Raw genomic sequence first — 10,809 nt, forward strand, 5'->3', positions numbered from 1 at the left:
CCTGTGTCCGCTCTGGCTTCCATCTGGGAGCGAAGGGTTCGAATTACCAGAGGTCAATTCATATCAGCCAGCTTTCGCAACATTTTGCGCAACAAGGTAGCCTCGTTTTCTGTGAACATTGCGGCAAGCTGAGCATCATATTGCTGCGCAATACCACGCAATTCGCGATAAACCGACCGTCCGGCCGTGGTCAATGCAAGATGTTCAACGCGGCGATCCGTCTGGCTGACGGTTCTGACAAGAAATCGGCGCTGCTCAAGCCTGCTGACCGCGCGGCTTATCTTGGTTTTGTGAATCCGGGCGCGTTGACCGATTTCTTTCGCGCTCAATTCTCCGTAATTGCCCAGATGAAACAACACTCTCCATTCCGTGCGCAGCATCCCATAGCGGTCTTTGTATACACGCTGAAATTCCAGTGCGCTTTCTTCGGCTGCCCGGTTCAGCAGATAGGGCAGGAAATCCAGCAGATCAAACCCGTCTCTTTCGGTACTTTCTGTCTTTGTCATGCTTGTTAGTTACAAAATCAACTATTATCTCACAAGCAGAAAACAGCAGGAGCCAAGGATGAACCATCCGACAGACCCGCATAAAATGATCCAGGCCAGTACGCCCGCTGGCACCCATCCGGGCTATATGCCCGGCTTTGGCAATGATTTCGAAACCGAGGCCCTACCCGGTGCGCTGCCGCAGGGCATGAACAGCCCGCAACGCTGCAACTATGGGCTATACGGCGAACAACTGAGCGGCACTGCCTTTACCGCCAACCCACCCGAGCGCACCTGGTGCTATCGTATCCGCCCTTCGGTGAAGCATTCGCATCGCTACAATAAGATCGACCTGCCCTATTGGAAATCGGCACCTTGTGTTGACCCAGATGTGACCAGCCTGGGCCAGTATCGCTGGGACCCCGTCGCTCATACCCGAGATGGGCTGACATGGCTGACAGGCATGCGCACGATGACCACAGCAGGGGATGTGAATACGCAGGTCGGGATGGCCAGCCATATCTATCTGGTCACCGAATCGATGGTGGATGACTATTTCTTCTCGGCCGATTCCGAATTGCTGGTGGTGCCTCAAGAAGGCCGCCTGCGCTTTGCGACCGAGTTGGGGATCATCGACCTTGAGCCCAAGGAAATCGCCATTCTGCCGCGCGGGTTGGTTTATCGGGTTGAGGTTCTTGAGGGCCCTGCCCGCGGCTTTGTCTGCGAGAATTACGGGCAAAAATTCGAACTGCCCGGACGCGGCCCGATCGGCGCCAACTGTATGGCTAACCCACGAGATTTCAAGGCACCTATCGCGGCCTATGAAGACCGTGAGGTACCATCGAGCGTCACTGTCAAATGGTGCGGGCAGTTCCACACCACAAAGATTGGGCAAAGCCCGCTGGATGTAGTCGCCTGGCACGGCAATTATGCCCCGTACAAATACGACCTGCGCACATATTGCCCGGTGGGTGCGATCCTGTTTGACCACCCTGACCCGTCGATCTTCACCGTACTCACCGCGCCGTCTGGACAACCGGGCACGGCCAATATCGACTTTGTCCTGTTCCGCGAACGCTGGATGGTGGCCGAAGATACGTTCCGCCCCCCTTGGTATCACAAGAACATCATGTCTGAGTTGATGGGGAATATCTATGGCCAGTATGACGCCAAACCACAGGGCTTTGTTCCCGGCGGCATGAGTCTGCACAACATGATGTTGCCGCACGGACCTGACCAGGATGCCTTTGACAACGCGTCGAATTCGAACCTTGGACCGGATAAGTTGGATAATACGATGTCCTTCATGATCGAAACCCGGTTCCCGCAGCATCTGACATCATTTGCAGCGACCGAGGCCCCGCTGCAGGATGATTACATTGACTGCTGGACGTCGCTTGAGAAAAAGTTCGACGGTACACCGGGCAAGAAATAATTCCGATTGAGGTCGCAGATTTTTCGACGAAAAATCTTGGCCCCTGACAAAGGTTTGGAGACAAAATGCCATTGAAGAAATCCTGGGTGAGCTCGGCCAATTCTGCCGATCACCCTTTTCCTTTGAACAACCTGCCTTATGGCGTGTTTTCGACAGGCGGCGAAGACCCGCATTGTGGTGTTGCAATCGGCGAAATGATCCTTGATGTCACAGCTGCCGAGGCCGAGGGACTGGTCGTTCTGGACGACGAACCGCTGTTCGACCTGCCTTTCTGGAACCCGCTGATGGAGCAAGGCCCCGCCGTTTGGGCCGCCCTGCGCAACCGTCTGATGGATCTGCTGGCCGAAGGCAGCGCGGCACAAGAGGACGTCGCGCCTTTGCTTGTGGCGCAGGCAGATGCCGAGCTGCACATGCCTTTTGCCGTCAGCGAATATACCGATTTTTACGCCGGTCGGCACCACGCCCAAAATGTCGGCACCATGTTCCGTGGACCAGAGAATGCATTGCCCCCTAACTGGCTGCATATTCCCATCGGGTATAATGGCCGGGCGTCTTCGGTCGTGGTGTCGGGAACAGATATCCGCCGCCCTTGGGGTCAGTTGAAATCCCCCGATCAGGACCTTCCGGCCTTCCTTCCCAGCCGTCGTTTCGACATCGAGCTTGAGATGGGCGCCATCGTGGGCACGCCCTCTGACGGACCAATTTCCGTACAAGAGGCAGACGACAATATCTTTGGCTATGTCCTTCTGAATGACTGGTCCGCCCGCGATATTCAGGCGTGGGAGTATCAGCCGCTTGGGCCGTTTCAGGCCAAGGCCACCGCCACGTCGATCAGCCCATGGATCGTGACCAAGGCGGCGCTGGAGCCTTTCCGCTGTGACACGCCCGAGCGGGATTTTGAGTTGCTGGATCACCTTAAAGAGACCGGCCCGATGCTGTATGACATTGATCTGTCGATCACAATGGCTCCGGACGGCAAGGTCGCAACCACAATCGCGCGAACAAACTATAGTCAGATGTACTATTCCGCCGCACAGCAGTTGGCCCATCACACGACGTCGGGCTGCCCGATGAACACCGGTGATCTGCTGGGGTCCGGCACCATCTCTGGCCCGACAAAGCCCGAGCGCGGTTCGATGCTGGAGCTCAGCTGGGGCGGGAAAGAGCCGCTGACACTGGAAACCGGCGAAAGCCGCAGCTTTATCGAGGATGGCGACACGCTGACCCTGACAGGAGCGGCCAAGGGGAAAGGGTACACGATCGGATTTGGCGAATGTGCCGGAACCGTGCTGCCCGCTCTCGAAAACCCATACTCGCGATAAGGAACCACAAATGGCCAAGGCATTTGCGTCCCAGGGGGACATGTCGGAAAAGAAAATCTCGTTCACCGAGGTAGGAGACGGGCTTTATGCCTTTACCGCCGAAGGGGATCCGAATTCGGGCGTCATCATCGGTGATGACAGTGTCATGATTGTCGAGGCACAGGCGACGCCCCGTTTGGCCAACAAGGTAATCGAATGCGTGCGCTCGGTCACGGACAAGCCGATCACGCATGTGGCGCTGACCCATTATCACGCCGTCCGTGTTCTCGGTGCCAGCGCCTTTGGGGCGCAGCAGATCCTGATGTCAGACATGGCCCGCGCGATGGTGGTGGAACGGGGACAGGAAGATTGGGACAGTGAGTTCCAGCGTTTCCCGCGCCTGTTCGAAGGGCACGAAAGCATTCCCGGTCTGACTTGGCCCACGACCACGTTCAGCGACACCATGACGGTGTATCTGGGCAAACGTCGGATTGACCTGATGCATCTGGGCCGCGCACATACAGCAGGCGATATCGTGATCCATGTACCCGATCAGAATGTGATGTTTACCGGTGACATCGTCGAGTATCACTCGGCCTGCTACTGCGGCGATGGGCATTTCGGCGACTGGGGCGATACACTGGATGAGATCAAGTGGTTTGATGTCGACGCCATTGCGCCAGGCCGTGGCGATGCCCTGGTCGGCAAGGACATGGTCAATGCAGCCATCGAAAACACCCGCGATTTTGTCGACAGCACCTATCGTCCGGCAGCCAAGGTTGCGGCGCGCGGAGGAAGCCTGAAGGAAGCATGGAACGCGGTGCGCGCCGAATGCGACCCGAAATTCGCCGATTACGCGATCTATGAACACTGCCTGCCCTTCAACGTCGCCCGTGCCTATGACGAGGCGCGCGGGATCGACACCCCGCGCATCTGGACCGCCCAACGAGATCTGGAGATGTGGGAAGCCTTGCAGAGTTAAGGACATACGGTCGCATTTGATCCAGATCGTTTTTCGCAGGACGGATTGGTGAGACCCTGGGATCGGGACCACTGAGCCTGAACGGCTGGTGGAAAGGACCCTCAGCGCAGCGCAATGGGAGAGCCCCATGAACAAGATCTTCGAAATACCGCTTTACGCCTACGCGCGAAATCCCGATCAGGACGCCGTAGCCCCAATACGCCACAAGGTGATCGTCATCGGCGCCGGGCCAATCGGCTTGGCCACAGCTATTGATCTGGCACAACAGGGCGTTGAGGTTGTCGTTCTGGACGAAAATGACAAGGTCAGCTTTGGCAGCCGGGCCATCTGTTTTTCACAGCGCACGCTGGACATAGCCGACAGGCTTGGATGCGCAGAGCCCTTGGTCCGGAAAGGTGTTCTTTGGGATACCGGCAAGGTCTTTTTCGACACAAGACAGATCTATGAATTCAATTTGCAGCCAGAACAAGGCTATGCCAATCCGGCATTTATCAATCTGCAGCAATATCACCTAGAACAGATCCTTGTGGACCGCTTGCGCGCACTCCAAGCTGAAGGCGCGCCAATCGATATTCGCGGCCGCAATAGGGTCGAGGCGATCGGCACCCATGAGGACCATGTCACGCTTGAGGTAGAGACCCCCGAAGGCCCCTACAACATCGAAGCCGACTGGTTGATCGCCTGTGACGGCGCGCACTCTCCGGCCCGCAGGATGCTCGGGTTGGATTTCGACGGGCGCGTGTTCGAAGATAACTTCCTGATAGCTGATGTCGTGATGGAGGCTGACTTTCCTTCCGAACGCTGGTTCTGGTTTGATCCACCGTTCAACAGGGGGCAATCCGCCCTGCTGCACAAACAGCCCGACAATGTCTGGCGCATTGACCTGCAACTGGGTTGGGATATCGACAAGGAACGGGAAAAACGGCCCGAGAATGTGATCCCGCGCCTCAAGGAGATGCTGGGCGAAGATGTCGAATTCGATTTGGAATGGGTCTCGATCTATACCTTCCAGTGTCGCCGGATGGAGCGATTCCGGTATGGCCGGGTCTTGTTTGCCGGCGACAGCGCCCATCAGGTTAGCCCGTTTGGTGCGCGTGGGGCCAATTCGGGTGTACAGGATTCGGACAACCTGAGTTGGAAGCTGAAGCTGGTTATCGACGGAAAAGCGCCCGATTATTTGCTGGATAGCTACAGCCATGAACGGGTGCAGGCCGCTGATGAGAATATTGCCTATTCCAGTCGCTCGACCGACTTCATCACGCCGAAATCCCAGATGTCCCGCTTGTTGCGCGACGCCGTTCTGGACCTGGGCGAGCACTACGAATTCGCGCGCCCTCTGGTGAATTCCGGCCGTCTGAGCACACCTTGTACCTATGCGGGCTCGTCGTTGAATTCCGCAGATGCGCTGAACGGGCCAGATATCACCCGTCCCGGCGCAGCGTGCCCGGATGCCCCCCTCGGCGCCGCGTTCCTGCTGCCGAAACTCGCGGGCAAGTTTACCCTTTTGACGATTGACGCCGACGCACCAGACACTCTTGAGGATGACGGGGTTCAGGCAACCCGCTTGGCGTTGTCGGTTAAGGACGATCCGACCCTGGCGCTCAAGCGCCGCTATCTGGGGGATGCCACCAGCGCGGTTTATCTGATCCGTCCCGATCAACACGTGGCCGCCCGCCGTGATACGTACGAAGAAAACGCATTCCGGCAGGCGATCCGCAGGGCCACCGGTAAGGAGTAAGCGAGATGACCCAACTGATCCTCACACCTAATCTGGACAATGCAGATGATTTCTATTTTGAACTGATCGCTGCCCATGACGGGCTGGATAAATCCGACAGCGACGCGCTGAATGCGCGGCTGGTACTGGTGCTAGCCAACCATATCGGAAATGCCGAGGTGTTGTCTGAAGCCCTGAAAGCCGCCAAGCTGAACGAGAATTGACGTAAACAGGAGGCCAGCGATGAGTGGCGTAGTTCTGTATGATTATTGGCGCTCGTCGGCCAGCTACCGGGTGCGGATCGCGTTAAACTTGGCTGGCATCACCTATCGTGCGGTGTCTGTCGATCTTGTCGCCGGAGATCACAAATCTGATGCGCATCTGAGGCGCAACCCTCAGGGGCTGGTTCCTGTGCTTGAGATTGACGGGCTGCGGCTGACGCAATCTTTGGCAATCATCGACTATCTGGACATGACGCGGGGTCTGGGGTTGCTTCCTGCGGAACCCGGTATTCGCGCACAAGCACTGGCGCTGGCACAAACCATCGCAATTGATCTTCACCCAGTCTGCAATTTGTCAGTCGCACGCCATGCAACCGCGCTCAGTGGGAATGCGGAAGGTATGCCTGGCAAATGGATGAACCATTTCATACGACCGGGTCTGCTTGCGTTCGAAGCCCAGTTGGGCGGTTTCCAACAGACCCCCTATTGCACTGGGCCGCAGCCAGGGCTGGCTGATCTGTGCCTGGTCCCACAGATGTACAATGCCCGCCGCTATCAGGTCGATCTGACCGACCTGCCCCGTATCCTGGGCGTAGAGGCCGCCTGCGCCAAACACCCAGCCTTTGCCGCAGCGTATCCCGATCAACACGCCCCCACCTGATCCTCTGCACAGGGTCTGTGTGCCGATGCGAATGGGAATTGCCTGACCCCTGCCTTACGTTCTTCAAAACAAAATGCAGGAGGCCCCAATGCCCGAAATCATCGGCTATCACGCCCATGTCTATTTCGATGCAGAAACGCAGGATACCGCCCGGCAGCTCTGTGAAGAAGCAGTGCGCCTGTTCCCAGTTGCAATGGGGCGGATGCACGCCCGCAATGTAGGCCCACATCCAAGGTGGAGCTGCCAGTTGGGCTTTGCAGCCGACGCATTTGATCAGGTCATTCCCTGGCTGACGCTGAATCGGCAAGGGTTGACGATATTCACCCATCCCGAAACCGGCGAGCATCTGGCAGACCACCGCGACCGCGCCATTTGGATGGGTGAGATGCTGGATCTGGATCTGTCGATCTTCGACCAGCTTTAACCCAACGCCTTCGCCTGATCTCTCAGCTTGAACTTCTGAATCTTGCCGGTCGAGGTCTTTGGCAAAGGACCGAAGACCACCGTCTTAGGCACCTTGAAATGGGCCATGTTGTCCCGGCAGAACCCGATGATCTCTGCCTCTGTCGATTGCCCATCTGGTTTGAGTTCAACAAAGGCGCATGGTGTTTCGCCCCATTTGTCATCGGGGCGGGCGACCACGGCGGCCTCCATCACGGCGGGGTGCTTGTACAAGATATCCTCAACCTCAACCGATGAGATATTCTCACCTCCCGAAATGATGATATCTTTGGACCGGTCCTTGAGTGCGACATATCCATCCGCATGCATCACCCCAAGATCGCCCGAGGCGAACCAGCCGCCCCGGAACGCCTTGTCCGTGGCATCGGAGTTTTTGAGATACCCTTTCATGACAACATTGCCCTGCATGAAAATCTCACCCAGCGTCTCGCCATCCGCAGGCACGGGTTCCAACGTATCCGGGTCGGCCACCATAAGGCCGGACAGGGCCGAATACCGCACACCCTGACGTACCTTCAAAGCGGCGCGTTCTTCGCCTTCTTTACTGTTCCATTCATCCTTCCAAGCGCAGACCACGGACGGACCATAAGTCTCGGTCAGGCCATAGACATGGGTAACTTCGATCCCCATATCCTCCATCTTCTTAACTACAGCCGCCGGAGGTGGAGCGCCCGCGGTCATCACTTTGATCTCGTGATCGAAATCCTTAAGGTGATCGGGCGCGTTGGCCAACATGTTCAGAACAATCGGCGCACCACAGAAATGCGTGACCTTCTCATCCCGAAAGGCGGCATAAATCGGCTCATCCCGAACCGCCCGCAGGCAAACCGAGACCCCTGCATTTGCCGCCATAGCCCAAGGGAAACACCAGCCGTTGCAGTGGAACATCGGCAAGGTCCACAGATAGACAGAATGCCGGGGCATGCCCCAGTCCAGCAGATCAGATTGGGCATTCAGGGCCGCACCGCGGTGATGATACACAACCCCTTTTGGATTGCCTGTGGTGCCCGAGGTATAATTCAGCGTGATCGCATTCCATTCATCCGCTGGCAGGGACCATGCGAACTCGGGATCGCCCTCGGCCAAGAGCGCATCGTAAGTCAGACTGCCCTGTTTCTCGCCACCATCAAAGCTGGGATCCTCGATATCGATGACGAGAATATCGTGATCAACCTGTTCAAGTGCGTCTTGCACAACCGCAGAAAATTCCGGATCGACCAGCAGCACCTTGGATTCCGCATGGTTCAGGATGAAGGCAATGATCGGCGCGTCCAGCCGGGTGTTAATCGCGTTCAGCACGGCGCCGGCCATGGGAATGCCAAAATGGGCCTCGTACAGTTCGGGGATGTTTGCTGCGATGATCGAAACTGTATCTCCTCGCCCTATTCCACGCCTATCCAGAGCGCTCGCCAGTCGACGACAACGGGTATAGGTTTCGGCCCAGGAATACCGGCGGACGCCATAAACAACTGACGGGTAATCAGGGTAGACCTGCGCCGTCCGTTCGATAAAGCTTAGCGGTGACAGCGGCGTATAATTCGCCTGGCATTGATCCAAGTGGCGTTCATATATGTTGGCCCCTGTCATCTGCGGATCCTCCCAAATCGCAAGTTGCGCGAATTGAACACAAACATAGTCCCATGACAAACCCGTAGAAATACGGGCTGAGGCGGCCAAATAACTGTGCTGTGCCCGACTGGCGATACCAACCTACCCGATCTGGCCCTATCTTGTACTGGCCATTCACGCTGATCTGAGCCATCGAATATACAAGCCGAGGCAACACCGCCTCTGCAAGATGTGCACACGCTAATTTTGAAAGGACATGTCATGGACGGCACGTTCAACGAAAACGATCTTTCCCGCGTCGTCGAAGCCGACCGCGCCCATATTTGGCACCACTTGATCCAGCATAAACCCTTTGAAACCAACGACCCGCGCATCATTGTCGAAGGTAAGGGCATGCGTGTCTGGGATCAAAAAGGCAAAGAGCATCTGGACGCTGTATCGGGCGGCGTATGGACTGTGAATGTCGGCTATGGCCGCGAATCGATCTGTAAGGCGGTTTACGACCAGCTGATGAAGCTGTGCTATTTCGCCAACTCGGCAGGCTCGATCCCAGGTGCTTTGTTCGCCGAAAAGCTGATCGAGAAAATGCCTGGCATGAGCCGCGTGTATTACACCAACTCGGGCAGCGAGGCGAATGAGAAGGCGTTCAAGATGGTTCGCCAAATCGCCCACAAGAAATACGGCGGCAAGAAGACCAAGATTTTGTACCGTGACCGCGACTATCACGGCTCGACCCTGGCAGCGATGTCGGCAGGTGGTCAGGACGAGCGCAACGCGCAGTACGGGCCTTTCGCCCCCGGTTTCATCCGCGTGCCGCATTGCATGGAATACCGCAAGCACGAGCTGGACGGCGCGCCCGAAGAGAATTTCGGCGAATGGGCCGCGGATCAGATCGAAGAGGTGATCCTGCGCGAAGGCCCCGATACGGTTGGCGCCTTGTGCCTTGAGCCCGTGACCGCCGGTGGCGGCGTGATCGAAGCGCCCGAAGGGTATTGGCAGCGCGTACAGGAAATCTGCAAGAAATACGATATCCTGCTGCATATCGACGAGGTCGTCTGCGGCGTGGGCCGCACCGGCACCTGGTTCGGGTATCAGCAATATGGTGTGAAGCCGGATTTTGTGACCATGGCCAAGGGTGTCGCCTCGGGCTATGCCGCCATCGCCTGCATGGTAACTACTGAGGAAGTCTTTGACATGTTCAAAGAAGACGCCTCGGACCCGATGGGCTATTTCCGCGATATCTCGACATTTGGTGGCTGCACCGCCGGTCCAGCGGCCGCGATCGAGAACATGCGGATTATCGAGGATGAAAACCTGTTGGGCAACTGCTCGGCCATGGGCGACCGGATGACGGGCAACCTTCAGGCGCTGATGGAAAAGCACAAGGTCATCGGCGATGTACGCGGCAAAGGCTTGTTCCTGGGGGCTGAGCTGGTCGCAGACCGCGCGTCCCGTGAGCCAGTTGATGAGAAGCTTGCCCAGGCCGTTGTGGCCGACTGCATGGCGCAAGGCGTGATCATCGGCGTCACCAACCGCTCGGTCCCCGGTCGGAACAACACTCTGTGCTTCTCACCAGCGCTGATTGCCACCGCGGATGACATCGACCAAATCACCGATGCTGTCGATGGCGCACTGGGGCGTGTATTCGGCTGACACCGTTAGCAGTCTCTTAGGATGAGACTATGAAAACCGGCGCTGCTTGCGTCGGTTTTTTCTCAATACGGATGCCCAAACCCTCAATATGCGACCGGATGCTCCCGCTCAGTGCTGAATGTCGGTGGCCCGGGTTGTAGAATCCGTTGATGTATTCTTTGAGCGTAAGCGGTGCAACTGACCCCCGAATTAGCCCCTGATCCGCCTCTTGTTTCCATTGCATATTGTCTAGGGTCAGGACCCATTGATTTCCGTTTTGCGGCGTGATTCACGGTTCAAAAACGAGCGGTGAACATGTCTGATCTCTTCTGGCTTACGGATGC

At 57.0% G+C, this 10,809-nt stretch carries 10 protein-coding genes; 8 read left to right on the forward strand and 2 right to left on the reverse strand.

The annotated features are described in order from the left end of the window. Positions 1–53: 53 nt before the first annotated feature. Positions 54–506, reverse strand: coding sequence for a MarR family winged helix-turn-helix transcriptional regulator (locus AC2FJV_RS15685; RefSeq protein ID WP_142639108.1), 453 nt, complete (start codon positions 504–506; stop codon positions 54–56). A 58-nt stretch (positions 507–564) separates the two neighbouring features. Here AC2FJV_RS15685 and hmgA point away from each other — a divergent pair, with 58 nt between their 5' ends. From hmgA to AC2FJV_RS15720, 7 genes are all read left to right on the forward strand, one after another. Further along, complete coding sequence (hmgA, locus tag AC2FJV_RS15690; RefSeq protein WP_496714045.1) at positions 565–1,920, forward strand: homogentisate 1,2-dioxygenase; 1,356 nt, start codon at positions 565–567, stop codon at positions 1,918–1,920. Between the two features lie 65 nt (positions 1,921–1,985). Next, positions 1,986–3,242 (forward strand): fumarylacetoacetase, encoded by a 1,257-nt coding sequence (gene fahA / locus AC2FJV_RS15695; protein ID WP_496714046.1) that lies wholly within the window; start codon positions 1,986–1,988, stop codon positions 3,240–3,242. 10 nt (positions 3,243–3,252) lie between these two features. After that, positions 3,253–4,203, forward strand: coding sequence for an MBL fold metallo-hydrolase (locus tag AC2FJV_RS15700; RefSeq protein ID WP_271951490.1), 951 nt, complete (start codon positions 3,253–3,255; stop codon positions 4,201–4,203). Positions 4,204–4,330: 127 nt separating this feature from the next. After that, a complete protein-coding gene (locus AC2FJV_RS15705; protein ID WP_496714047.1) occupies positions 4,331–5,941 on the forward strand; it encodes an FAD-dependent oxidoreductase in 1,611 nt (536 codons plus the stop codon). A gap of 5 nt (positions 5,942–5,946) precedes the next feature. Continuing rightward, positions 5,947–6,144 carry a DUF2783 domain-containing protein gene (locus tag AC2FJV_RS15710; protein WP_271951493.1) on the forward strand — a complete coding sequence of 66 codons (198 nt, stop codon included), beginning with the start codon at positions 5,947–5,949 and terminating at the stop codon, positions 6,142–6,144. 19 nt (positions 6,145–6,163) lie between these two features. After that, entirely contained in the window at positions 6,164–6,802 is a 639-nt protein-coding gene (gene maiA / locus AC2FJV_RS15715) for a maleylacetoacetate isomerase (RefSeq protein WP_271951495.1), read from the forward strand. Positions 6,803–6,890: 88 nt separating this feature from the next. Then, positions 6,891–7,226, forward strand: a complete 336-nt coding sequence (locus AC2FJV_RS15720) for a DOPA 4,5-dioxygenase family protein (RefSeq protein WP_142639094.1) — start codon at positions 6,891–6,893, stop codon at positions 7,224–7,226. Here AC2FJV_RS15720 and AC2FJV_RS15725 read toward each other — a convergent pair. After that, positions 7,223–8,851, reverse strand: a complete 1,629-nt coding sequence (locus tag AC2FJV_RS15725; RefSeq protein WP_496714048.1) for an acyl-CoA synthetase — start codon at positions 8,849–8,851, stop codon at positions 7,223–7,225. The two genes, AC2FJV_RS15720 and AC2FJV_RS15725, sit on opposite strands and share 4 nt — an antisense overlap. 243 nt (positions 8,852–9,094) lie before the next feature. On the opposite strand from AC2FJV_RS15725, the gene AC2FJV_RS15730 reads away from it, so the two are divergent. Next, on the forward strand, positions 9,095–10,486 hold the full coding sequence (locus AC2FJV_RS15730; protein WP_496694529.1) for an aminotransferase family protein: 1,392 nt from the start codon (positions 9,095–9,097) through the stop codon (positions 10,484–10,486). The last annotated feature ends 323 nt before the right edge of the window (positions 10,487–10,809 follow it).

This window comes from Ruegeria sp. CDSA241 (assembly GCF_059611265.1).

What these genes read in the sequence shown, in the direction of transcription:
- AC2FJV_RS15685 (WP_142639108.1), bottom strand. Translation starts at nt 506, where the DNA reads ATGACAAAGACAGAAAGTACCGAAAGAGACGGGTTTGATCTGCTGGAT.
- hmgA (WP_496714045.1), top strand. Translation starts at nt 565, where the DNA reads ATGAACCATCCGACAGACCCGCATAAAATGATCCAGGCCAGTACGCCC.
- fahA (WP_496714046.1), top strand. Translation starts at nt 1,986, where the DNA reads ATGCCATTGAAGAAATCCTGGGTGAGCTCGGCCAATTCTGCCGATCAC.
- AC2FJV_RS15700 (WP_271951490.1), top strand. Translation starts at nt 3,253, where the DNA reads ATGGCCAAGGCATTTGCGTCCCAGGGGGACATGTCGGAAAAGAAAATC.
- AC2FJV_RS15705 (WP_496714047.1), top strand. Translation starts at nt 4,331, where the DNA reads ATGAACAAGATCTTCGAAATACCGCTTTACGCCTACGCGCGAAATCCC.
- AC2FJV_RS15710 (WP_271951493.1), top strand. Translation starts at nt 5,947, where the DNA reads ATGACCCAACTGATCCTCACACCTAATCTGGACAATGCAGATGATTTC.
- maiA (WP_271951495.1), top strand. Translation starts at nt 6,164, where the DNA reads ATGAGTGGCGTAGTTCTGTATGATTATTGGCGCTCGTCGGCCAGCTAC.
- AC2FJV_RS15720 (WP_142639094.1), top strand. Translation starts at nt 6,891, where the DNA reads ATGCCCGAAATCATCGGCTATCACGCCCATGTCTATTTCGATGCAGAA.
- AC2FJV_RS15725 (WP_496714048.1), bottom strand. Translation starts at nt 8,851, where the DNA reads ATGACAGGGGCCAACATATATGAACGCCACTTGGATCAATGCCAGGCG.
- AC2FJV_RS15730 (WP_496694529.1), top strand. Translation starts at nt 9,095, where the DNA reads ATGGACGGCACGTTCAACGAAAACGATCTTTCCCGCGTCGTCGAAGCC.